General features: G+C 65.0%; 21 protein-coding genes. 6 read left to right on the forward strand and 15 right to left on the reverse strand.

What is annotated here, in order from left to right; translation table 11 throughout:
- The 5 genes from FJV83_RS01795 to FJV83_RS01815 all read left to right on the forward strand — a co-directional run bounded on the left by FJV83_RS01795 (window position 1) and on the right by FJV83_RS01815 (window position 4,759).
- Window positions 1-354, forward strand: coding sequence for a TIGR04076 family protein (locus FJV83_RS01795; protein WP_095786768.1), 354 nt, complete (start codon window positions 1-3; stop codon window positions 352-354).
- Window positions 351-1,406: an aldo/keto reductase gene (locus tag FJV83_RS01800; RefSeq protein WP_142884898.1), complete on the forward strand. Its 1,056-nt coding sequence runs from the start codon at window positions 351-353 to the stop codon at window positions 1,404-1,406. Before FJV83_RS01795 ends, FJV83_RS01800 begins: the two co-directional genes overlap by 4 nt.
- A complete protein-coding gene (locus FJV83_RS01805) occupies window positions 1,403-1,834 on the forward strand; it encodes a DUF4440 domain-containing protein (RefSeq protein WP_095771244.1) in 432 nt (143 codons plus the stop codon). Before FJV83_RS01800 ends, FJV83_RS01805 begins: the two co-directional genes overlap by 4 nt.
- Window positions 1,835-1,882: 48 nt before the next feature.
- On the forward strand, window positions 1,883-3,142 hold the full coding sequence (locus FJV83_RS01810; RefSeq protein WP_095771243.1) for an ABC transporter substrate-binding protein: 1,260 nt from the start codon (window positions 1,883-1,885) through the stop codon (window positions 3,140-3,142).
- A gap of 213 nt (window positions 3,143-3,355) precedes the next feature.
- Window positions 3,356-4,759, forward strand: a complete 1,404-nt coding sequence (locus FJV83_RS01815) for an FAD-binding oxidoreductase (protein ID WP_095786765.1) — start codon at window positions 3,356-3,358, stop codon at window positions 4,757-4,759.
- Window positions 4,760-4,784: 25 nt separating this feature from the next.
- On the opposite strand, the gene FJV83_RS01820 is transcribed toward FJV83_RS01815, so the two are convergent.
- The 8 genes from FJV83_RS01820 to FJV83_RS01855 form a co-directional block, all read right to left on the reverse strand.
- Window positions 4,785-5,585 (reverse strand): ABC transporter permease, encoded by an 801-nt coding sequence (locus FJV83_RS01820; protein ID WP_095771241.1) that lies wholly within the window; start codon window positions 5,583-5,585, stop codon window positions 4,785-4,787.
- Window positions 5,582-6,454 carry an ABC transporter permease gene (locus FJV83_RS01825; protein WP_095786763.1) on the reverse strand — a complete coding sequence of 291 codons (873 nt, stop codon included), beginning with the start codon at window positions 6,452-6,454 and terminating at the stop codon, window positions 5,582-5,584. The genes FJV83_RS01820 and FJV83_RS01825 overlap by 4 nt, the downstream gene beginning before the upstream one ends.
- Window positions 6,451-7,554, reverse strand: a complete 1,104-nt coding sequence (locus tag FJV83_RS01830) for an ABC transporter ATP-binding protein (RefSeq protein WP_142884899.1) — start codon at window positions 7,552-7,554, stop codon at window positions 6,451-6,453. Before FJV83_RS01830 ends, FJV83_RS01825 begins: the two co-directional genes overlap by 4 nt.
- 77 nt (window positions 7,555-7,631) lie before the next feature.
- Window positions 7,632-8,657 carry an ABC transporter substrate-binding protein gene (locus FJV83_RS01835; protein ID WP_142884900.1) on the reverse strand — a complete coding sequence of 342 codons (1,026 nt, stop codon included), beginning with the start codon at window positions 8,655-8,657 and terminating at the stop codon, window positions 7,632-7,634.
- Window positions 8,658-8,709: 52 nt separating this feature from the next.
- Window positions 8,710-9,708, reverse strand: coding sequence for an AraD1 family protein (gene araD1, locus FJV83_RS01840; RefSeq protein ID WP_095771237.1), 999 nt, complete (start codon window positions 9,706-9,708; stop codon window positions 8,710-8,712).
- 32 nt (window positions 9,709-9,740) lie between these two features.
- Entirely contained in the window at window positions 9,741-10,517 is a 777-nt protein-coding gene (locus FJV83_RS01845; protein ID WP_142875273.1) for an SDR family oxidoreductase, read from the reverse strand.
- Window positions 10,518-10,528: 11 nt separating this feature from the next.
- Window positions 10,529-12,256, reverse strand: coding sequence for an IlvD/Edd family dehydratase (locus FJV83_RS01850; protein WP_142884901.1), 1,728 nt, complete (start codon window positions 12,254-12,256; stop codon window positions 10,529-10,531).
- On the reverse strand, window positions 12,253-12,996 hold the full coding sequence (locus tag FJV83_RS01855) for a FadR/GntR family transcriptional regulator (RefSeq protein WP_095786757.1): 744 nt from the start codon (window positions 12,994-12,996) through the stop codon (window positions 12,253-12,255). Before FJV83_RS01855 ends, FJV83_RS01850 begins: the two co-directional genes overlap by 4 nt.
- Before the next feature lie 109 nt (window positions 12,997-13,105).
- Between FJV83_RS01855 and FJV83_RS01860 the strand changes: the two genes are divergently transcribed.
- The gene (locus FJV83_RS01860; protein WP_246691777.1) at window positions 13,106-14,119 is read left to right on the forward strand and encodes an aldose 1-epimerase; all 1,014 of its coding nucleotides are present in this window, start codon (window positions 13,106-13,108) and stop codon (window positions 14,117-14,119) included.
- Here the strand turns inward: FJV83_RS01860 and FJV83_RS01865 are convergent.
- Genes FJV83_RS01865 through FJV83_RS01895 form a run of 7 tightly spaced genes read right to left on the reverse strand, consistent with a single transcriptional unit; the run spans window position 14,064 to window position 21,089 of the window.
- Window positions 14,064-15,509 (reverse strand): aldehyde dehydrogenase, encoded by a 1,446-nt coding sequence (locus FJV83_RS01865; protein ID WP_142884902.1) that lies wholly within the window; start codon window positions 15,507-15,509, stop codon window positions 14,064-14,066. The two genes, FJV83_RS01860 and FJV83_RS01865, sit on opposite strands and share 56 nt — an antisense overlap.
- A gap of 34 nt (window positions 15,510-15,543) precedes the next feature.
- On the reverse strand, window positions 15,544-16,329 hold the full coding sequence (locus FJV83_RS01870) for a coniferyl-alcohol dehydrogenase (protein ID WP_095771451.1): 786 nt from the start codon (window positions 16,327-16,329) through the stop codon (window positions 15,544-15,546).
- A 2-nt stretch (window positions 16,330-16,331) separates the two neighbouring features.
- Window positions 16,332-17,399 (reverse strand): branched-chain amino acid ABC transporter permease, encoded by a 1,068-nt coding sequence (locus tag FJV83_RS01875; protein ID WP_142875276.1) that lies wholly within the window; start codon window positions 17,397-17,399, stop codon window positions 16,332-16,334.
- Window positions 17,396-18,292 (reverse strand): branched-chain amino acid ABC transporter permease, encoded by an 897-nt coding sequence (locus tag FJV83_RS01880; protein WP_095771232.1) that lies wholly within the window; start codon window positions 18,290-18,292, stop codon window positions 17,396-17,398. Before FJV83_RS01880 ends, FJV83_RS01875 begins: the two co-directional genes overlap by 4 nt.
- Entirely contained in the window at window positions 18,289-19,017 is a 729-nt protein-coding gene (locus tag FJV83_RS01885) for an ABC transporter ATP-binding protein (RefSeq protein ID WP_095786755.1), read from the reverse strand. The genes FJV83_RS01880 and FJV83_RS01885 overlap by 4 nt, the downstream gene beginning before the upstream one ends.
- On the reverse strand, window positions 19,014-19,757 hold the full coding sequence (locus FJV83_RS01890; protein WP_095786754.1) for an ABC transporter ATP-binding protein: 744 nt from the start codon (window positions 19,755-19,757) through the stop codon (window positions 19,014-19,016). The genes FJV83_RS01885 and FJV83_RS01890 overlap by 4 nt, the downstream gene beginning before the upstream one ends.
- A 15-nt stretch (window positions 19,758-19,772) precedes the next feature.
- A complete protein-coding gene (locus FJV83_RS01895) occupies window positions 19,773-21,089 on the reverse strand; it encodes an ABC transporter substrate-binding protein (RefSeq protein ID WP_095786753.1) in 1,317 nt (438 codons plus the stop codon).
- Between the last annotated feature and the right edge of the window lie 131 nt (window positions 21,090-21,220).

Genomic DNA, 21,220 nt, shown 5'->3' on the forward strand with positions numbered 1-21,220 from the left:
ATGGCCGACGACAGTTTCGAGCTCTTCGACCTTCGCGTCGAGGCGGTCATCCCGCAGGGCAAGCCGATCTATTGCGGCGCCAAGGCGGGTGATTATTTTGAACTCAAGGGCGAAATGCTGTCGATGCCGGCAGGGCAGGGCTTCTCGATCTATTCGCTCGCCGCCGTGCTGCCGCTGCTGGCGGCAAAGCAGCGCCCGACCGACGCCAATGACTGGATGACATCGGACGCCGAGATCGCCTGTCCCGATCCCAATTGCGCCAGCCGGCTACGAATCATCAGGACCGGCAAACGGCGGTTCAGCCATGCCGAGACGACGGCCGTGCCGCTGCCGAAGGAGAATGACAAGGGATGACCGCCAAGACTTTCGAACTCGGCCCCGGCTACACCATCTCGCGTGTCATCCGCGGCGGCTGGCAGCTTGCCGGCGGCCATGGCACCATCGACCGACAACAGGCGGTGACCGACCTGATCGCCACCTTCGATGCTGGCATTTGGACCTATGATTGCGCCGATATCTACACCGGCGTCGAGGAACTGATCGGCGCCGCGCGCCTGCGGCTGGCCAGCGAGCGCGGCCTCGACGTTGCCGCAAGAATGAAGGTGCATACCAAGCTGGTGCCCGACCTGGAACGGCTGGCAACGATCAGCCGCGACTATATCAGGGGCATCGTCGAGCAGTCGCTGCGCAGGCTGAAGACCGAGCGGCTCGATCTCGTCCAGTTTCACTGGTGGGACTATGACCAGCCTCGCTATGTCGAGGCGATGGGCTGGCTCGACGAGCTTCGGCGCGAGGGCAAGGTGCGCAATCTCGGCACCACCAATTTCGACACGCCTCGGCTGGCCGAAATCCTCGCCGCCGGCATTCCGCTGGTCAGCCAGCAACTGCAATATTCGGTACTCGATCAGCGGCCTGCGCACAATCTCGCAGCGCTTGCGAAGACAAACGGCGTCAGCTTCCTCTGCTATGGTTCGGTAGCCGGCGGCTTCCTCAGTGACAAATGGCTTGGGGTCGCCGAACCCAGCACGCCGCTCGAAAACCGCTCGCTGGTCAAATACAAGCTGATCATCGACGATTTCGGCGGCTGGGACCTGTTCCAGCAGCTGCTCCAGGCATTGAAGGCCGTCGGCGACCGGCACGGCGTCGACATCGCCACCATCGCCAGCGCATGGGTGCTGGATCAGCCGCGAGTCGCCGCCGTCATCGTCGGCGCCCGCAATCAGGCGCATGCGCTCGCCAATGCTGGCATCATGGACGTCCCGCTCGACGCCGATGACCGGGCGAAGATCGCGGCTGTGATCGCGCAGGGCCAAGGTCCCCTTGGCGATGTCTACGCGCTGGAGCGCGACCGTCACGGCCGCCACGGCTCGATCATGCACTACAATTTGAACGCAGGCCGCACATGAGCGCCAGCAACTCGACGCTGTTTTCGCGGGCCAGCGCCGAGGTCGTCGGCCTGCATCGCTTCTTCGTTGAATGGTTCGTCGCCGCGCGTGCGAACACGGTGGATTTCTCGCGCTTCGAAGACGTCATGGGCGAAGGCCTGACCATGATCGCACCGAGCGGCGAGATCCTCGACCGTGACGCTGTGATTGATCATGTCCGCTCAAGCCGCGCCACGTGCGACGACGGGTTTGCCATTTCGATCGAGGATATCAGGCCCGGTTGGCAAACCGAGGACTCCATCGTCGTCCTTTACGTCGAGGCGCAGTTGCGCGGCGGCAAGCACAGCCGCCGCCAGTCGAGCGCTGTCTTCACCCCCAGTTCATCGGCGCCCAACGGCGTCGAATGGCGACACCTGCATGAAACCTGGCTGCAGGTGCCGGAAAGCTGAACAGGCTCCAGAGATCAATTAGTGTCGAGTAACGAAAGGGGAACAACAATGAGAAAGACGATACTCCAACTCACCACCGCGCTTGCTCTCGTCACGATGGCGGGCGCAGCGCAGGCCGCCGATTGCAAGATCACCGTCGGCCTCGTCATGGAACTGACCGGTCCGGCCGGCGAATACGGCCAGGCCGGCGCCAAGTCGGTCGAAATGGCTTTTCGCGACATCAACGAAGCCGGCGGCGTGCGCGGCTGCGATCTGGTGACCGATACGCGCGACAGCCAGAGCCAGGGCAACATCGCCGTCGACGCCGCGACCCAGCTGGTCCAGGTCAAGAAGGTGCCAGTCATCATCGGCGGCATCATCTCGTCGGTGTCGATCCCGATCCTGACCTCTGTCACAGCACCTGCCAAGATCGTCCAGGTCTCGCCGGCGTCCTCCTCGCCGACGCTGACCGCGCTTGGCCGCGACGGCAAGACCAACGGCATCTTCTTCCGCACCATCACGTCCGATGCGCTGCAAGGTGTGGCTGCCGCCAAATACGCCATAGACAAGGGCTTCAAGAAGCTTTCGATCATCCACGTCAACAACGATTTCGGCGTCAACATGGTGGCCGAATTCTCGCGCGCCTACAAAGCGCTCGGCGGCACCATCGTCTCCGACACGCCCTACAACGAGAAGCAGTCGAGCTATGCCTCGGAAGTCACGGCAGCGATGGCCGGCGAGCCGGACGGCCTCTATCTGGTCAGCACGCCGGTCGACGGCGCCACCGTTGCCCGCACCTGGATTTCGCAAGGCGGCGTGCAGAAATTCCTGCTCAATGACGGCATGAACAGCCCTGATTTCATTGAATCGGTTGGCGCCGATTATCTGAAGGACGCCTACGGCACGTCGTCGGGAACCAGCCCGACCGCATCGACCGAGTACTTCACCAAGAACTACAAGGCATTCTCCGGCATCGAACCCTCCAACCCGGCGGCCGATCGTTCCTATGATGCCGGGGCCATTGTCGGGCTGGCTATCGCCATTGCCGGCTCGGAGGATCCGGCCAAGATCAAGGATGCCATGTACAAGGCGGTCGATCCGGCCGGCACGCCGATCTTCGCCGGCAAGGAGGAGTTCGCCAAGGCGCTCGGCCTGATCAAGGACGGCAAGCCGATCCGCTACGAAGGCGTCATCGGTCCGGTCGCCTTCGACAAATTCGGCGACATCACCGGCCCGTTCCGGCTGTGGAAGATCATCGACGGCAAGGTGACCACCGACGGCGAAATGACCACCGACGACGTCAACGCGCTGCAGGCCAAGCTTCAGTAAGCAGACATAGTGCTGCCGGCATCGATCGCGTCTTACGGTGATTGATGCCGGCGTCGCTCAGGGCAGGCGATATCGCTTGCACGGCAGGCGATCCCGAATAGGATCGGCCGGCTGCAGTTGAAGGATGGCAAGCGTGTCGGACGGAAATACTCATCGGCCCATCCGGTCGCGGGACGCAGACGACGCGCTTCGCCACGCCGGCGCCTGAGTCCGATGTCACCTGAAACGCAACGGCTTCTCTCCGCCCTTGGCGATCGGCTGGGCGCGGGCGGCGTGCTTGCCGGCGCCGATGTCGACCAGCGCTATCGCGACGATCCCGACGGCAAGCTTGGCGTGCTGCCCGAAGTCGTGCTGCGTCCGCGCGATACCGTCGGTGTCGCGGCAGCGCTCGCTGGCTGCAACGCTCTCGGCCAGCCGGTCGTCGTCCAGGGCGGGCGCACCGGGCTGGCTGGCGGCACCCGCGTCCAGCCCGGCGAGATCGTGCTGTCGCTGGAACGCATGAGCGGCCTCGCCGCGCCGGACGCTCAAGCCGCCAGCATCGTCGCCGAAGCGGGCGCGACGCTGCAGGCGGTGCAGGAGGCGGCCGACGGCGCCGGGCTGATGTTCGGCGTCGATATCGGCGCGCGCGGCTCGGCGACGGTCGGCGGCAACATCGCCACCAATGCCGGCGGCATCCGCGTGCTGCGTTATGGCATGTACCGGGCGCAGGTGCTCGGGCTGGAGGCCGTGCTGGCCGATGGCAGCGTGCTGTCCTCGCTCAAGGGCCTGCCCAAGGACAATTCCGGCTATGACCTCGGCCAGTTCTTCATCGGCGCGGAAGGGACGCTCGGTGTCGTCACCCGCGCCGCGCTCCGGCTGCACCCCAAGCCGGCCTCCGAGGTGAACGCCTTCTGCGCGCTCGCTTCGCTCGATGCGGCGATCGCCTTGCTCGGGCTGCTGCGGCAAAGGCTCGGCCCGTTATTGTCTGCCTATGAGGTGAATTTCGCACCGCTCTATGACGTCATGGCTGCCAGCATGGCCATGCCGGCGCCGTTGCCTGTGGGCTCCCCGGTCTATGTGTTGGCCGAAATCCAGGGCAGCGAGCCCGAGCGCGACGGCGAGCGCTTCGCCGAGGTCCTGATGCAGGCGGTCGAGGACGGCGTGGTCGACGATGTCGTCGTCTCGCAGTCGCCGCGCGAATTCCGGGCGCTCTGGGACGTGCGGGAGGACGCCAATCGCGTGCTGTTTTCGATCAAAGGCCTGATCGGCGTCGACATCAGCATCCCGCTGGCGCGCATGGGCGCGTTCCTGCAAGAAGCCGACGCGGCCATCCATGCCGTCGATCCCAGCGCCGACATCTATGTCTTCGGTCATCTCGGCGACGGCAATCTGCACTACCAGGTGCTGACGGCGGATCCGGCGGCCGCCTACGGCATCGTCTATCGCGGTGTGGCAGCGGCGGGAGGTAGCGTTTCGGCCGAACATGGCATCGGCCTCGACAAGAAACAGTGGCTGCATCTGGTGCGCAGCGACGCCGAAATCGCCACGATGCGGCGGCTGAAGACGGCGCTCGACCCGAAGAACATCCTCAATCGGGGGCGTGTCTTCGACCTCGATCCAACTGCCGTTCCCCGATGACAAGCATCGCCCTGTAAGCCAGCGCTCAGCTCCGCTCCGTCGCCATCTGCCTGGGGATCAGGAAACGGGCGGCGAGGACGCAGAGCAGCACGGTGAACATCAGGATCAGCGCCACCAGTGCATTGATGTCGGGTGAGAAGCCAAGCCGCATCATCGCCCACAGCCTGACCGGCAACGTGCTCTGCGTGCCGGTGACCAGGATGGTGATCATGGTTTCGTCGAACGACAGCGCGAAGGCCAGGATGGCGCCGCCGACCATGGCGCTCGACAGGTTCGGCAGTATGATGCGCCAGAAGGTCTGCCAGCCGGTGGCGCCGAGATCGTAGGACGCTTCGACCAGCGTGCGGCTCATCGACTGCAGCCGCATCAGCACGGTGCGATAGACGATCGCCAGCACGAAGACCGTATGGCCGATGACGACCGTCAGCAGCGAACGTTCGAGGCCGATCTCGCGGAAGAAGATCAGCAGCGCCAGGCCGCTGATGATCGGCGGCATCAGGAACGGCAGGAAGATGATGAACTGCAGGATCGCGCGCCCCGAGCGACGGCCGTGATAATAGAGTGCCAGCAACGTTCCGCTGACCACCGCGAGCACGACGGTGCACAGGCCGACGATCAGCGTGGTGCGCAAGGCAGCCAGGATGTCGTGATTCCCGGCCAGAGCCCGGTAGGTCGAGAGGGTGGGTGACGACCAGTCGACATCGCCGTGCGAGATGGCGAAGAACGACGACACGATCGGCACCAATAGCGGGCTGTAGAGCAGCATCGCGACCAGCGTTGTGATCGCGGCCAAGAAGATGGTGGAGGGGCGGGGCAGGGCGTTCATACCGACGTCCCCCGTCTGCGCCCGAACCGTTCGCCGATGAGGATTGCGCAGATCACCACGATCGCCAGCGCCACCGACAGTGCGGCGCCGAACGGCCAGTTATAGGCCGTGCCGAACTGGCTGTAGAGGATGCGGCCGAAAGTGAAGCCGCTGATCCCGCCGACCATTTGCGGCGTCAGGAAATCGCCGATCGCCAGCACGAAGACGAAGCTCGCCGCCGAGGCGACGCCGGGCAGGCTGAGCGGCAGGGTGATGCGCAGGAACGTCTGCAAGCTGCTCGCGCCAAGATCGTCGGAAGCACGCAGCAAGGTCTGCGGTATCCGCTCCAGCGACAGGAAGATAGGCAAGATTGCGAAGGGGATCAAAAGCAGGCTCAGCGTCAACAGGATGGCGTTCATGTTGAACACGAAAAGCGTCGACGGCTGCTGCAGGATGCCGATTGCCACCAGCGCCTTGTTGAGGAAGCCGTTGAGGCCGAGGATGCTGCGGATCGCGTAGATCTTGATGACGTAGCTCATCAGCAGCGGCACCAGAAGCAGCATCAGCAGGGCATAGCGCCACCGCCCTCTCAGCGTCGTCAGGAAATAGGCAGCGGGATAGGCGAGCAGGATGGAGATGACGGCCACCGACACGCACAGCACGATGGTGTTCCAGAACACCGGCAGGAAGATCGGGTCGGTAAAGAACCTGACATAGTTGCCGAGCGTCGGCGCGTAGACGATCGTGCCCTGGTCGACGCTGAAGAAACTGTAGACCAGGAAGATCGCCAGCGGCACCAGGACGAAGATCACCGGCAGAGCGAAAGCCAGCACGGTCACCAGCAGCGACAAACGCCTTTCCTCGGGCTGTGTCGTGACGGCCGCGCTCATGCCAGCACCAGATGGCCTTCATGCGGCGCAAACGAAAGCGAAACCGTCTCGCCGGATCTCAGCGCGCTGCCGTCGATCCGGCTTGGGGTTCGCAGCCGCAGCCGCTGCGCGGCAGTGTCCGCGCACGCCGTGATCGTGGCGACGGTGGACGATCCGGCAAAGGCCAGATCGGAGATGGTGCCGGAAAAGCGGTTGTCGGCGTCCGTGGCGTCGGCGAGATGCAAGGCCTCGGGTCGGAACGCCGCGAAGGCGCTCGCGCCGTCTGGTGCGGCCTTCAGATGCGGCTGGTCGCTGATCGAACAGATCAGCCGCCCAAGTGCGGTCTCGATCGGCCGCTGCTCGCCCTGGACGGGGCCGAGCTTTCCGGCCACCAGATTGTTCTCGCCGAAGAAGCGCGCCACGAACTCGCAATTCGGCTTGTAGTAAAGCTCGTGCGGCGTGCCGAGCTGGCGGATATGGCCGGCCTGCATGACGCAGATCCGGTCGGCCATGCCGATCGCTTCTTCCTGGTCATGCGTGACGAAAAGGAAGGTGGTCTTGATCTCGCGCTGGATGGATTTCAGGAACTCCTGCATCTGCCGGCGCAGTTCGAGGTCGAGCGCGGCGAGCGGCTCGTCAAGCAGGATCAGGCGTGGCTGGCAGATCAGCGCTCGGGCGAGCGCGACGCGCTGGCGCTGGCCGCCGGAAAGCTGTGCCGGAAAGCGGTCGGCGAAACGTCCGAGTTGCACGAGATCGAGGGCTTCCGCGACACGGCGCGCAATCTCCTTGCGCTGGACATGGCGCACCGAGAGACCATAGCCCACATTGCCAGAAACGGTCATATGCGGAAACAGCGCATAGTCCTGGAACACGGTGTTGAACGGTCGCTTGTTGATCGGCATGCGGCTGATGTCCTGGCCGTCGAGGCGGATCTCGCCCGCGGTCAGCGGCTCCAGCCCGCCGATCAGCCGCAGGACCGTGGTCTTGCCCGAGCCCGACGGTCCAAGAACGGTCAGGAACTCGCCATCCGGGATAGACAGGTCGATGTCGTGCAGCACGGGAACCGTGCCGTAGGATTTCGAGACGGACCGCAGCGTCAGCAGGTCGGTGTTCTGGTTCATGGTACAGTCTCGCATACGCTGCGGCGGTCCGGAACGTCCGGACCGCCGGGTCATTCTGGATCGGGCCTCGGAAAGGATCAGGGCGTCGCCTTGATCTCGTTCCACATGTCCGACCGCTTCAGAGGGTCCTCGACATTGTTCAGCCAGACCAGCTTGTCGTTGCTGCCGGCGCTGCTTGACTCGACCACGGTGTTGCCGAAACCGGTGCGCTCGGAAAGCTCGCCGCTGACCTTCTTCGTCAGCATGAAGTCGATCCACTTCTCGGCCGCCGCATTGTCGCGCACACCCTTGGAGATCACCCAATTGTCGAGCCAGGCCAGAGCGCCTTCACTCGGATTGACGTAGGCGACATGGGCGCCGATCTTCTGCAGCGCCTTGACCTGCTGCTGGCCGTAATTGGCCCAGATCAGGGCAACGTCATTGTTCTGGTAGATCTGCTGCGCCTCGTCGGCGGTGGTGTAGAAACTCAGCACATTGCGCTTGAGCTCGACCAGCTTGGCCTTGACCGCCGCCATCTGCTCCGCGTCGAGGTTGAACGGATCCTTGTAACCGAACGTCAGCGCGGTGAACGAGAAATTGTGCTCGCCATTGTCGTAGGCCAGGACCTTGCCCTTGTAGGCCGGATCCCACAGCACCGACATCGAGGTCGGTGCCGGCTTGACCTTGTCGGTGTCGTAGATCAGCCCGATGGAATCGAAGCAGAACGGGATGCCGAACACCTTGCCGTCCTTGGTGTCGCCGCTGACCTGGGACAGATCGCGAAAGCGCGGCAGCACCTCCTTCTGGTTGGGCAGCTTGGTGATGTCTATCGGAGACACCAGGTCCGCCTTGATATAGCGCTGCAGCTGGGCGGTGTTGACGGCAAAGACATCGAAATCCTGGCCTTCGCTGCCCTTGATCTTGGCCCAGATCTCGTCATCGCTGCCGATGAAGACGACATCGACGCCGATGCCGGTTGCCGCGGTGAAATCCTTCACCCAGTCCGGGTCGGCATAGCCGTCCCAGGCCAACACCCGAAGGTTCGCGGCCAAGGCCGCCGATGTCATCAGGCCGATGCCGAGCCCGATTGTCGCTAGTTTTAGAAACGCTTTCTTCAGTCCCATTTTTAATCTCCCATTGTCGTTCTGGTGGACCGTAATTTCCGGGCCTCTGCCGTCACAGCTGGGTGACGGTGACCAGTCCCTCGTCCGGCACCGACACCATCCGGTTGCGCAGTGGCTTGCCGAATGCCTGTGCCTGGATTTCATACTCGTCGCCGGAGGCCGTCTTGATGCCGGAGGCGTAACTCATCACCGCCGCGCCGAAGAAATAGGCGTGCAGGTCGCCCGCCCTTCGGTGCATCGGGTAGCGGAAATGGAAGTGCTCGAGATTGGCGATCGAGTGCGACATGTGCGCCTCGCCCGACAGGAACTCCTGTTCCCAGATGACAGTGCCGTCGCGCAGGATGCGGGAATGGCCCCGGACTTCTTCGGGCAGGTCGCCGATCAGCAGCTCGGGCCCGATCGAACAGGAGCGAAGCTTCGAATGCGCGAGGTACAGGTAGTTCTCGCCCTCCGTCACGTGGTCGGAATATTCGTTTCCGAGCGCATAGCCGATGCGATAGGGATGGCCGTCCGGCCCATTGAGATAAAGCCCGACGATCTCGGCTTCCTCCGCGCCGGCTTTCGCGAATGCCGGCATCGGCAGCGGCGCGCCGGGCGGCACAACGCAGGTGCCGACGCCCTTGAAGAACCACTCGGGCTGGATGCCGATCTTGCCGGCGCCAGGCTTGCCGCCCTCCAGCCCCATGCGGAAGATTTTCAAGGAATCGGATTCCTCGGCACCGTCGCCATGGGTCAGAACATGCATCTGGTTGCGCGCGGCGGCACTACCGGTATGAGTCAGGCCGGTTCCGGTTACCAGGAAGCGCGCCGGTTCCGGATGATCGACGGGAGCCAGCACGCGGCCATCGCGCAACAGCTCGTCGTAGTCGATCGTTGCAGCGCTCGTGCGCTTCTCGACCAGCGACGCGACGGACATGTCCTCGGCGATCGCCGCTTCGGCAAGCTCCAGCACGCTGCCGGTCTTGTCGAGCGGGTGCAGGTGATTGCCGTCTTCGGAGACGCGGCCGACCCGCCTGCTGCCATCCGGCATTCTGTACTGAACAAGACGCATGAAATACCCTTCTTCCCTTGGAGCCGTGTCGGTCACACCCAGCCCGCATCGACGATGAACTGCTGGCTCGTGCACATGCGGCTGTCGTCGGCGGCGAGGAACAGCGCCATGCGCGCGATGTCGGCGGGCTGCAGCCGGTCGGGCAGGCACTGCCTTTCGGCGATCTGGCGTTCACCGGCCGGATTGAGCCACAGGCGCATCTGGCGCTCGGTCATCACCCAGCCCGGCACCATGCAGTTGACCCGGATGCGCTCGGGGCCGAGTTCGCGGGCCAGCGCCCGCGTCATGCCGTAGACGGCGGCTTTCGCGGTGACATAGGCCGGACAATCGGGATCGCCGACCATCCAGGTGATGGAGCCGAAATTGATGATCGAGCCACCCCCCTGCGCGCTCATCTGCGGTCGCACCGCCTGCGCGGCGAAGAACTGGTGGCGCAGGTTGACCGCCATGCGGTCGTCCCAATAGGCCACCGTCACGTCCTTGGTCTGATGGCGGTCATCGTTGCCGGCATTGTTGCACAGCACCTGGATCGGGCCATTGTGCCGCATCGCCTGCGCGGTTGCCGCCTGTAGCTGCTCGACATCGCGCAGATCGCACGGAATAAACAGCGGCGCTGGGTGTCCTTCGGCCGCGATCGCCTCGACCAGATGCCTGGAAGGCTCCTCCGCCAGATCGACGAAGGCGACGCGGCTGCCTTGCGCGCAGAAATGGCGCACCAGGCTTTCGCCGATGCCGCTGCCGCCGCCGGTTATGAAGACGCTGCGGCCCTTGAGGCTTGGGTAGATGGCGTAGCCGATTTCATCCGTCATCGCGCGCCTCTCTAATGGGAATGCCGGGGGATGCCGGCATCGCGCCGGCCGACGAGAAAGTCGAAGTCGCAGCCCTTGTCGGCCTGCAGCACGCGCTCCACATAGAGGCTCTGGTAGCCGCCTTCAGGCGGCTCCGGCGGCTTCCAGTCGCGGCGGCGGATCGCTAGCTCCTCGTCCGATACCAGCAGTTCAAGCCGGCGGCCGGCGACATCGAGCTCGATGAGATCGCCGTCGCGCACCAAGGCCAGCGCGCCACCGGCCGCGGCCTCCGGCGCGACATGCAGCACCACCGTGCCGTAGGCCGTGCCGCTCATGCGTGCATCCGAGATGCGCACCATGTCGGAGACGCCCTGCCTGAGCAGCTTCGCCGGCAGCGGCATGTTGCCGACCTCGGCCATGCCGGGATAGCCGCGCGGCCCGCAATTCTTCAGCACCATCACCGACGAGGCGTCGATATCCAGCTCCGGATCGTCGATGCGGGCGTAGTAATGCTCGATGTTCTCGAACACGACCGCCTTGCCGCGATGCTGCATCAGTTCCGGCGTTGCCGCCGACGGCTTGATGACCGCGCCATTGGGCGCCAGATTGCCGCGCAGGATCGAGATGCCGCCTTGCTCGGTCAACGGTTCGCTCAGCGGCCGGATAACCTCGCGGTTGTAGTTGGGCGCGCCGTCGATCAACGCGCCGATCGTCTTGTCGCTGACGGTCATGACGTCGCGATGAAGAAGCCCCACTTCATCAAGCGACGCCATGACCGCAGCCAGCCCCCCGGCATAGTAGAAATCTTCCATCAGGAACCGGCCCGACGGCATCAGGTCGACAATGGTTGGAACGTCGCGGCCAAGGCGGTCCCAGTCTTCGAGGCTGAGATCGACGCCGACCCGGTTGGCGATGGCGATCAGATGCAGCACCGCATTGGTCGAGCCGCCGATCGCGCCATTGACGCGTATGGCGTTCTCGAACGCTTGCTTCGTGAGAATGTCCGAAATCTTCACGTCCCTGCGGACCAGATCGACGATCTGGCGTCCGGCCATCTGCGCGAGCACGCCACGGCGCGAATCCACGGCCGGGATCGCGGCGTTGTCCGGCATGCCGATGCCGAGTGCTTCCACCATGCTGGCCATGGTCGAGGCCGTGCCCATGGTCATGCAACTGCCGGCCGACCGGCTCTGGCCCTGTTCTGCGGCGAGGAAGTCGGCGACCGGCATGCGGCCGGCCTTCACTTCCTCGGCGAATTTCCAGACATGGGTACCCGAGCCGATATCCTGCCCACGGAACTTGCCGTTGAGCATCGGCCCGCCGGAAACGGTGATGGTCGGCAGATTGCACGAGGCGGCCCCCATCAAGAGCGCCGGGGTGGTCTTGTCGCAGCCCACCAGCAGGATGACGCCGTCGATGGGGTTACCGCGAATGGATTCCTCGACATCCATGCTGACCAGATTGCGAAACAGCATGGCTGTGGGACGCATGTTGCTTTCGCCCAGCGACATGACAGGGAACTCGAGCGGCAGACCGCCGGCCTCGTAGACGCCGCGTTTGACGTGATCGGCCAGCGCCCGCAGATGCGCATTGCACGGCGTCAGCTCCGACCATGTGTTGCAGATGCCGATCACCGGGCGGCCGTCGAAGGCGTCGGCCGGGATGCCCTGATTCTTCATCCAGCTGCGGTGCATGAAGGCGTTCTTGCCTTCACCGCCGAACCAGGCTTCGGACCGCAGTTTGCGTTTGGTGTCGGTCACGATTGCTGGCCCCGATCCTGGCGGCGTCTGTTGCGGTTCTCGACGCTGCGGCGCACGTCGTCCTCGGCATTGTCGATGAGAACCAGCAGTGCCTTCTGCGCGCCGGCGGCGTCGCCGGCGGCGATCTTCTCGGCCACCTCGCGATGCAGCGGCAAGGAATGGCGTTGGCCTTCCGGATTGTCATTGGAGAGGCGAAAGCTCATCACCAGCGCGGTTTCGACCAGTGCCGCCAGCGAGCCGATCAGCTCATTGCCGGTCATGCGCAGGATGGTCTGGTGGAACACCAGATCGGGCTTGGCGAAGCGGTCGCCATCGTCGCTCACCGCTTCCATTTCGGCGAGTGCCGCCTGGATCTCGGCGATCTGTGCCGGCGTGGCGCGCTGGGCGGCAAGTGCTGCCGACATCGGTTCGATGGCGCGGCGCAGTTCGAACAGCGCCCGCACATCGTCGGCGCTGACACCGCCGGTGTAGCGCCATGACAGCACGTCCGGATCAAGGAAATTCCAGTCGGAGCGTGGGCGCACTCGCGTGCCGGTCTTCGGCCGCGATTCGACCAGCCCCTTGCCCGCCAGAACCTTGATCGCCTCGCGCAGCACCGTGCGGCTGACCCCCAGCATCTCGCTGGAATCGTCGGCATTGGGCAGCGCCTCGCCGGGCAGGAAGTCGCCCTGCACGATGCGCAGGCCGATCTGCTCGACGACGGTCGCGTGCAATGCGGTGGAGCCGCTGGAAACCGCCATGGCAACCCGCGACGTCCGTGCCGTGCTAAAAGATTTCTTATTCTTCATACTATTCATATGATATGTCTTATCGCCATGGCGATTGGAGTCAAGGGACGGGGGAGCGCCGATGACAAAGAATTTCGCTGCGGTTGCCCCGCAGCGCACGGAACTGGTCTCGATCAGCGATGGCATCGCGACGGTCGACATTGCTCCGGCCGCCGGCGGTGCGCTGGCGTCGTATCGATGGTGGCAAGATGGCGCCGCTGTGGATTGGCTGCGCCCGGCCGATCCAGCGGCGATCAGTAGTCGCGATGCCGGCGCCATGGCCTGCTTCCCGCTCGTTCCCTATTCCAATCGCATAAGGGGCGGCCGATTCGAGTTCGCGGGACGCACCATCCGGCTTCCGACGACCGCCGACGATCCTCATCGTGAGCATGGTCATGGCTGGCGCCGGCCCTGGGTGGTCGTCAGGCATGAAGCCGGCACGATCGTCCTGCGCTATCGCCACGCCGCCGATTCCTGGCCGTGGAGCTATGAAGCCGAGCAAGAGATAACGCTGGCTGACGGCAGGCTTTGCGTGACCATCAAGGTACGCAACCTGTCGGACGCACCGATGCCGTTTGGCTTCGGCCTCCATCCCTATTTCCCGTCGACGCCGTGGGCGCATGTCCAGGCGCCGGTGTCAGGCATGTGGGAGACGGACACGGAGGTCCTGCCCGTCCGGCATGTCCTGCCGCCGGCAGGAGCCGACCCGTCCATCGGTTTCGACGTATCGGAAGTGGACTTCGACACGGTTTTCACCGGATGGGCGCGCCGCGCCCGGATCTCCTGGCCCGAACACGGACGGCGACTGGACATCGAGGCCGAGGCGCCGCTCGATTTCCTTGTTCTCTACACGCCGCCCGGCGAGCCGTTCTTTTGCGCCGAGCCGGTCAGCAACATCACCGATGCCTTCAACCGCACGGGCGGCGGGATCGACACTGGCTGCATCGAACTGGCGCCCGGTCTGATGCGATCCGCCAGCGTTCGCTTCACGCCGTCCCTGGCCGTTTGGTCCGTATTGCCGACAGCGAGACGAGGCCGGCTCAGAACGGATAGTGCTGGCCGGGGTCCTCGATGGTCACCCAGCGCAAATCGGTGAATTCGGCGATCGAGGCCTTGCCGCCGAAGCGGCCATAGCCCGAGCCCTTGACGCCGCCGAACGGCATCTGCGCCTCGTCGCCGACGGTCGGGCCGTTAATGTGGCAGATGCCAGCCTCGATTCGCGCGGCGACCGCCATGGCACGCTTGATGTCGCGGCTGAACACCGCCGACGACAGGCCGTATTCCGTGTCGTTGGCGACACGCACCGCCTCGTCCTCGCCCTTCACCCGGATCACCGGCTTGACCGGCCCGAAGGATTCCTCGGCATAGACGCGCATGGCAGGCGTCACATGGTCGAGCAGCGTTGCCTCGACAACCGTGCCAGTGCGCTTGCCACCGGCGACAAGCTTGGCGCCCTTGGCGACGGCGTCGGCGACAAGCTCCTCCATCTTGTCGGCCGCCTGGCTGCTGATCAACGAGCCCAGCACGACATGGCCGCGTGGATCGCCGGCCGGCAGGCCCGACGCGCGGGCGGCCAGCTTGGAAACGAATTCGTCAGCGATCCTCTCGTCAACGATCAGCCGCTCGGTCGACATGCAGATCTGGCCCTGATGCATGAAGGCGCCGAAGGTCGCCGCGTTGACCGCTGCATCGATGTCGGCGTCGTCCAGAACCAGCAGCGGCGCCTTGCCGCCGAGTTCGAGCAGCGCAGGCTTCAGATGCCGTCCGGCAAGCTCGGCGATGATGCGCCCGACCTTGGTCGAGCCGGTGAAGTTGACGCGCTTGACCGAGGAATGCGCGACCAGCGCCTCGACGATCGCAGCGGCATCCCTGGGGTCGTTGGTGACGACATTGATGACGCCCTTGGGCAGGCCGGCCTCGACCAGCACCTGACCGATCAATCGGTGTGTGCCGGGGCACATTTCGGAGGCCTTCAGCACCACCGAGTTGCCGCAGGCGATCGGCATGGCGATGGCGCGGGTACCGAGGATGACCGGCGCATTCCACGGCGCGATGCCGAGGCACACGCCGGCGGGTTGGCGGATCGCCATGGCGATCGTGTCCGGCTTGTCGGAAGGGATGACCTCGCCCGAAATCTGCGTCGTCATCGCCGCCGCCTCGCGCAGCATGTTGGCCGCCAGCATCACGTTGAAACCGGCCCAGGGGCCGGTAGCGCCGGTCTCTTCCATCATCAATTTGGTGAATTCGCCGACCTTGGAGGCCATGACGTCGGCCGCCTTGGACAGCAAGGCGCGGCGCTCGCCCGGCCCGGTCTTCGACCACGTCGTAAAGGCAGCGGCCGCGGCTTCCACGGCAGCATTGGCGTCGGCAACGCTGGCAGCGGCAGCGCGCGTTGCCAGTTTGCCGGTGAACGGGTCCATGCGCTCGTAGGCGGCCGCGCCGGACGCATCCCTTTTGTCGCCGTCGATCAGAAGTCCGATATCCATGATTGTCTCCCTCGCTCCGTCTGGAGCTTCGCGGTTAGAAGCCGAGCACTTCGGCGTTGATCGATGCTTCGAGGCCGCCGTCGACCGGCACGTTGGCGCCGTTGACCCAGCGCGCGCCGTCCGAGCATAGGAACAGCACGACAGGCGCTATATCGCCCGATGTGCCGGCCCGTCCGACCCTGGCAATGTCGCTGTCGACCCGGGCATCGCCAAGCACGGTGCGGAACTGTTTCAGGATCGGCGTCTCGACCGGTCCCGGGCTCACTGCATTGACGCGGATGCCACGGCGTTTGAACAGATCCTGGTGCGCCGCGCGAAAGGTCCACAGCAGGAGCAGTTCCTTCGAGACGGGATAGCCTTCCTCGTTCCTGACCGCATGATCGGCGACCACCTTGGCGACATCCGGGAAACCCTCGATGCCGACCATCGAGGCCGCTCGGTTGAGATTGGCGCGCCAGCCGTAGCCGGCGATCGAGGCGACATTGACGATGGCGCCGCCTTCGCGAAGTCTGGGCGCGAGCCCTTCCGAAAGCGCCCGCAGCCCGAAGAAGTTGACGGCCAGCGTCGACACCGCGCCGGTGTTGCCGGAGAGGCCGGCGACATTGCAGAGCGCATCGATGCGCTGTGGCAGGCGCGCGACCAACTCGTCGACGCCGGCCTTCGACGAGATATCGGCCTTGACGAAACTGCCCACCGCTGCCGCCGGCTCGCGTACATCGACGCCGATCACGTCCGCGCCAAGCTGGCCGGCGAGTTCCGCCGTGCGAGCGCCGATGCCCGAGGCGACGCCGGTGATGAGGATCGTCTTGCCGAAAAGCATGGTCATGCCTTCTCCTGATCAAGTGTGGTTCGCTCCGGCGAGGGGGCGCTGCCGTCATCGGCCGGAGCATTTTCCGGAAGCCTGACGCGGTAGCCGACCGGGAGCAGGCGCAAGCCGAAGCGCGCCTCGATCGTCCCCCACAGGCCGCGCGGCAAGAACAGCGAGAACAGCACGGCGGTGGCGCCGAGGCCGACGAGGTACCAGACCCCGGTGCCGCCGAACCAGGTCTCGATGAGGAAGAACACCAGCGCGCCAAGGATGGCTCCCTCGAACGTTCCGATGCCGCCGACCAGCACCATGAAGATCATGTAGGCGGTCCATTGGACGTTGAAGTAGGTTTTCGGCTGGAAGGTGATGGAGGTCGCCAGCCACAGCGCACCGGCAACGCCGATGCCGAAGGCGGCAAGCACGAACAAAAGCCGCTTGGTGCCGGTGACGCGCACGCCGACCGAGGCGGCGGCATCCTCATTGTCGCGGATGGCGCGGATGGCGGCACCCGTGCTGCCGCGCAGCAGGCCGAACAGGATGCCGAGCAGGGCGGTCATCGAGGCCAGCGCCAGCCAGTAGATCGCCACCCGCCTGGTGCCGGCATCGTAGACGTTGAGCGAGATCAGCGACGTACCGGTTTCGCCTTGCACCAGCCGGTCGAGATTGACCAGGAGATGCGTCAGCGCCGCGATCACCCACATGCCGATGGCGAACTCGCCGTTCCTCAGCCGCAGCATGAACAACGACAGCGGCCAGGAGACAACGCCGACAACGATCGCCGATACGAAAAGCGAGGCGAAAGGGTTGAGGCCGGCATCGGCCAGCCGGATGGCGAAATAGGCGCCGAGCCCGAAGAACACCTGCTGGCCGACGGAAACCAGGCCGCCGAATCCGGCCAGTGCGTTCCACATCGCCGCCAGGATCACATAGATGAACAATGCCGTCATGCGGTCGACCGCGCCCGCCGAGAGGAACTGCGGCGCGATGGCGAGCAGCGCGATGATGACAGCGACCGCAATCGCCGCGATCCGCGACGTCGTCGTGCCGCGCTCGATGATCGGCGAGGACGAAACGGCGCTCATGACGCGCTCCGCGAAGGCAGGCGCAGCAGGCCGCGCAGGCCAAGGCCCGACGTGGACAGCCGCACGAACAGCACGACGAGGAACACGGCATGGCCGCCGATCAGAAAGCCTTGCGGATGCACTTGCGCGCCGACTGTCTGCGCAAGCGCCAGCACGATGCCGCCGACCAGCGTTCCCCACAGCGAACCGGCGCCGCCGATCACAGCGGCTTCGAAAGCGAACAGCAGTTGCGGCGCGCCGGCATAGGGATCGAAGGTGGCGCGCATGCCCAGAAAGGCGCCGGCAAGGCCGACCGTGACCATGGCGATGGAAGCGGCGATGGCATTGGCGCGACGCGCATCGACGCCGACCAGGCCTGCCGTATCGGGGTCTTCCGAGGTGGCGCGGATCGAGCGGCCAAGCCGGGTGCGGGTGAGGAACAGCTGCAGCCCGCCCAGCAGGATCACGGCGGTGGCGAACATGATCACGGCGAGCTTGCCGACATAGATGTTGCCTGGCCATTCCCAGGAATCATAGGACAGGCTGCCGATATAGGGCGCCAGCGAACGCGTGTCGGCGCCGAACTGCTCGAACAGCATGTTGTCGATGACGATCGCCAGCCCAAACGTGGTCAGGATCGGCAGCAGCGCACCGCCACGCGCGCTGCGTTCGAGCAGGAAACGCTGCAGCGCCCAGCCGATCGCCGCCATCAGCGGCAGCACGATCAGCAGGCCGACAAAGGGCGGGATATGGAACCGCGAGGCGAGCCACCACAGCGCAAAGGCCGCGAACACGGCAAGGCTGCCATGGGCGAGGTTGATGATGCGCATCACCGAGAACATGAAGGACAGGCCACAGGCGATCAGCGCGTAGTAGCCGCCGAGCAGGATGCCCTGGATGATCTGGTTGCTCATGCCGGAACGCTCCCGGGACTTTTCCGGTGCAGGCCGAAATAGGCTTTCGTCACCTCGTCGCGCGACACCGCCTTGCTCGGCCCTTCGAGCGCCACGCGCCCTTCGAGCATGCAGATCACCCTGTCGGAGACCGACAGCGCGCGGCTGAGGTCCTGCTCGACCAGGATGATCGTCGTGCCGGAAGCCATCAGCCCCTGAAGGGCCGCGTAGACACGGTCGACGATCAGCGGCGACAGGCCGAGCGAAACCTCGTCGAGCAAAAGCACTTCCGGGTTGCTCATCAGCGCCCGGCCGATCGCCGTCGCCTGCTGCTCGCCGCCTGAGAGATGGCCCGTCTTGGCATGGCGGCGCGGCTTCAGATTGGGAAACATGTCGAGCACCCTGTCGACGCTCCACTCGCCCGGCCGGCCGGCGGTTCTGCCGAGCAGAAGGTTCTCCTCGACCGTCATCTGCACGAAGAGTTTTCGCCCTTCCGGCACCAGCGCGATGCCCATGCCGACGCGCTTGTGCGACGGCACGTTGGTAAGATCGGCGCCGTCCAGCAGCACGCGGCCGGCCGCCGGCTGGTGCGCGCCGGCAATTGCCCTGAGCAGCGTCGTCTTGCCGGCGCCGTTGGCACCGACCAGCGCCAGCGTCTCGCCGCGTTCGATGCGGAAGCTGACGCCGCGCACCGCCTGCAGCAGGCCGTGGCGGACAACGAGATCCTCAACCGACAGCAGGCTCATTTCGGGCCTCCGCCGAGATAGGCGCGCACGACCTCCGGATCGGCCATGACGGCTTGCGGCTCGCCGTCGGCGATGATTTTTCCCGCATCCATGCAGATCAGCCGTTCGGCCACTTGCAGCAGGATGTGGACGATGTGCTCGATCCAGACGATGCCGATCTTGCGGCGGCGCAATTCCTTGATCGTGCCGACGAGCTCACCGGCTTCGCCGTCGGTCAGGCCGCCCCCGATCTCGTCGAGCAGCAGCAGCGTGGGCCTTGCCGCCAGCGCGCGCGCCAGTTCCAGCCGCTTGCGGTCGAGCAGTCCGAGCGTCTCGGCGCGGCGGTTGGCAATATCAAGCATGCCGCACAGCTTCAGCGAGCCGAGCGCCTCCTCATAGGCCTCGTCCCGCCCGAGCCCGGCGCCGTGCGAGGCCGCGACGAAGACATTCTCGAAAGTGGTCATGCCGCTGAATGGTTTGGGCACCTGATGCGTGCGCACCAGCCCGAGCCGGCAACGTTGCGTCGCCGGCAAGGACGTCACGTCATCGCCTTTGAACCTGACCGTGCCCGCACTCGGCGGAAAGGCGCCGGAAAGCACGCTGAGCAGCGTCGTCTTGCCGGCGCCGTTCGGCCCGACAATGCCGACCGCCTCGTCGGCCGCCATGGCGAAATCGACCGCATCCAGCACCACAAGCGCACCGAAGCGCTTGTGGATGCCGGCGGCAACGAGAACAGCCTGTTGTTGCGGATGGGTCACCACCTCGTCTGCGGTCCATCAGCCGTTGTAAGGCTGGAGCTTGGCTTCGACAGGCACCTTCGGATCGGTGGCGTTTTCGGTCACCACATAGTCGAGCGGGAATTTGCTGCCTTCCTTGGCGGCCACCCACTGCGTGCCGATGATCGGGCCGGGCGAGACATTGGCGACAGGGCCGCTGGTGAAATCGACCTTGCCGATCATAGTCTCGGTCTTCAGCGTGCTCAGCGCCTTGGCCACCGCCGCCTTGTCCTTGGCGTCGGTGCTGGCCTTCAGCGCTTCGAAGCCGGCGTCCAGCAGCGACATCGAGGCGCCGAGCTGCTGCGTCCACTGCTTGCCGCTCGCTGCCTCGTAGCCGTCGGCGAGCTCGGTGCCCGAAACGCCGGTCAGCGGCGACTTGTAGGGGAAAGCCTTGTGCCAATAGGCGGCGCTCGAAATCTTCATGCCGAGGTCGCCGAGCGCCTCGATGTCGGACGGGAACAGGCCGGTCTTGGCGACCTGGGCGATCTTGATCTGCTTGATCAGCCCCTGCTGTGCCGCCTGGCGCCAGAAGGCGGCGAAGTCAGGCGGGATCGGGAAGGAGTTGAAGATCTCGACGCCTTCCTGCTTGAACAGCGCGATCTGCGAGGAATAGTCGGTGGTGCCGGTCTCGTAGGCGCCGGGATCGACGATCGTAAAACCTTGCTTGGCCAGGAGCGGCGCCAGATTGGCGCGGATGGCGTTGCCGTCGGCGTCGTTGGGATACATGACGCCGACCTTCTTGTTGGTCTCGATCAGGTTCCATTGCGAAATATAGGTCTTGAAGAACTCGCCGACGCCGAAGCCGAAATGATAGGTCCATTTGAACGGCGAGGGTGCGCCGGGTTTCGCGCCACGGCCGAAATACCAGGCCTCCCACGGCATGACGGTCGACAGGCAGGGCACCCCCGCGGCCTCGCAGGCATCGGCCACCGGGTTGATCACCTCGGGCGTCGACACCGCCAGCATCAGGTCGATGGCCTGGTTGTTGATCAGGTCCTTGGCGAGCTGGCCGGCGCGGGAGGGATCGGACTGCGTGTCCTGGTCGAGGATTTCAACGCTGTACTTCTTGCCGCCGATCTCAAGGCCGCCGGCGAGCGCCTTGCGGGCAAGGTCGAGCACATAGCCGTCGGTCTGGCCGAAGCCGGCCAGCGGCCCGGTGCGCGGGCTGACGAAGCCGACCTTGAGCGTTTCGCCCGCCTGGGCGAAAGCGCTCTTGCCGCCGAGCGCGAGCGCGGCGCCGCCGGCGATCGAGGTGGCGATGAACTGGCGTCGCGAAATGTCGCTAATGCTGGATTTGCTGCCGATAGAATGGGTCATACGTTCCTCCCTCTGTGGCTCCTCCATCGGCACAGTGCACCAGCGTTTTGGTTCGGTAAAATGATATTTTGCGGTGTTTCATTAACCTCTGGGTTAGGAGATTTCCGGCAAAGACGGAGCGGTCCAAATGA

The sequence above is a fragment of the Mesorhizobium sp. WSM4307 genome, from assembly GCF_007003945.1.
GTDB lineage: Bacteria > Pseudomonadota > Alphaproteobacteria > Rhizobiales > Rhizobiaceae > Mesorhizobium.

Bases quoted from the DNA above. Each gene is read 5' to 3' on its own strand.
- FJV83_RS01810 (WP_095771243.1), top strand. From the start codon at position 1,883: ATGAGAAAGACGATACTCCAACTCACCACCGCGCTTGCTCTCGTCACG.
- FJV83_RS01825 (WP_095786763.1), bottom strand. From the start codon at position 6,454: ATGAGCGCGGCCGTCACGACACAGCCCGAGGAAAGGCGTTTGTCGCTG.
- araD1 (WP_095771237.1), bottom strand. From the start codon at position 9,708: ATGCGTCTTGTTCAGTACAGAATGCCGGATGGCAGCAGGCGGGTCGGC.
- FJV83_RS01860 (WP_246691777.1), top strand. From the start codon at position 13,106: ATGACAAAGAATTTCGCTGCGGTTGCCCCGCAGCGCACGGAACTGGTC.
- FJV83_RS01870 (WP_095771451.1), bottom strand. From the start codon at position 16,329: ATGCTTTTCGGCAAGACGATCCTCATCACCGGCGTCGCCTCGGGCATC.
- FJV83_RS01800 (WP_142884898.1), top strand. From the start codon at position 351: ATGACCGCCAAGACTTTCGAACTCGGCCCCGGCTACACCATCTCGCGT.
- FJV83_RS01895 (WP_095786753.1), bottom strand. From the start codon at position 21,089: ATGACCCATTCTATCGGCAGCAAATCCAGCATTAGCGACATTTCGCGA.
- FJV83_RS01875 (WP_142875276.1), bottom strand. From the start codon at position 17,399: ATGAGCGCCGTTTCGTCCTCGCCGATCATCGAGCGCGGCACGACGACG.
- FJV83_RS01885 (WP_095786755.1), bottom strand. From the start codon at position 19,017: ATGAGCCTGCTGTCGGTTGAGGATCTCGTTGTCCGCCACGGCCTGCTG.
- FJV83_RS01880 (WP_095771232.1), bottom strand. From the start codon at position 18,292: ATGAGCAACCAGATCATCCAGGGCATCCTGCTCGGCGGCTACTACGCG.
- FJV83_RS01815 (WP_095786765.1), top strand. From the start codon at position 3,356: ATGTCACCTGAAACGCAACGGCTTCTCTCCGCCCTTGGCGATCGGCTG.
- FJV83_RS01855 (WP_095786757.1), bottom strand. From the start codon at position 12,996: ATGGCGGTTTCCAGCGGCTCCACCGCATTGCACGCGACCGTCGTCGAG.
- FJV83_RS01835 (WP_142884900.1), bottom strand. From the start codon at position 8,657: ATGGGACTGAAGAAAGCGTTTCTAAAACTAGCGACAATCGGGCTCGGC.
- FJV83_RS01795 (WP_095786768.1), top strand. From the start codon at position 1: ATGGCCGACGACAGTTTCGAGCTCTTCGACCTTCGCGTCGAGGCGGTC.
- FJV83_RS01805 (WP_095771244.1), top strand. From the start codon at position 1,403: ATGAGCGCCAGCAACTCGACGCTGTTTTCGCGGGCCAGCGCCGAGGTC.
- FJV83_RS01820 (WP_095771241.1), bottom strand. From the start codon at position 5,585: ATGAACGCCCTGCCCCGCCCCTCCACCATCTTCTTGGCCGCGATCACA.
- FJV83_RS01830 (WP_142884899.1), bottom strand. From the start codon at position 7,554: ATGAACCAGAACACCGACCTGCTGACGCTGCGGTCCGTCTCGAAATCC.
- FJV83_RS01845 (WP_142875273.1), bottom strand. From the start codon at position 10,517: ATGACGGATGAAATCGGCTACGCCATCTACCCAAGCCTCAAGGGCCGC.
- FJV83_RS01865 (WP_142884902.1), bottom strand. From the start codon at position 15,509: ATGGATATCGGACTTCTGATCGACGGCGACAAAAGGGATGCGTCCGGC.